The following is an 876-nucleotide window of genomic DNA, read 5'->3' on the forward strand; positions in this document are numbered from 1 at the left end:
GGCCGGCTTCGCGGCCTGGGTGTCGGCCCAGCCCGACGCGAACGTCCTGACCAGGGTCACCCCGGACACGCCGCTGGCACAGATGTACACCAGCGGGACCACGGGGCTGCCGAAGGGCGTCGTCCTCGCGCACCGCAGCTTCTTCTGCGTACGTGACGGGCTCGCCTCGGCGGACCTGGACTGGCTCGACCTGCGCGAGGGCGACGTCAGCCTCCTCTGCAACGGCGGCTTCCACATCGGCGGCCTGTCGTGGGCGGCGATGGGTTTCGCCTCGGGCGCCACGAACGTGGTGATGCGTGAGTTCACCACCGCCGGCGCGGTGGAGCTGATCAGGACGCTGCGCGTCACCACCATCCTCGCGGTGCCCTCGATGCTGCGACTGCTGCTCGCGGAACCGGGCGTCACGAAGGCGGACTTCGCCTCCCTGCGGAAGATCGTCTACGGCAGCGCGCCCATCTCGGCGGCGCTGCTGGCCCGCTGCATCGAGGGCTTCGGCTGCGAGTTCGCCCAGATCTACGGCCTGACCGAGACCGGCAACTCCGCCGTCTGTCTGCCCCCGGCCGACCACACGCCCGACAGCGGCAAGATGCAGTCGGCGGGGTTGCCGTACCCGGGCTTCGAGGTCAAGGTCGTGGACGACAAGGGCAACCCGCTGCCGGCTGGCGAGGTCGGCGAGGTCTGGCTGCGTTCGCCGGGCGTGATGGTGGAGTACTGGAACTTGCCGGAGGCCACGGCGAAGACGCTGGTCGACGGGTGGGTCGTCACCGGGGACGCGGGCGTGCTGGACGAGGACGGCTATCTGTTCATCCGTGACCGGATCAAGGACATGATCATCGTGGCGGGGGAGAACGTCTACCCGGCGGAGGTCGAGAACGT

1 protein-coding gene is annotated in these 876 nt (G+C 69.6%); it reads left to right on the top strand.

Annotated features, from left to right (window positions below; translation table 11 throughout):
• A partial coding sequence (locus tag AC5L34_RS29500; RefSeq protein WP_494827925.1) for an AMP-binding protein occupies positions 1-876 on the top strand: 876 nt, incomplete at both ends.

Source organism: Micromonospora sp. ZG13, assembly GCF_059359355.1.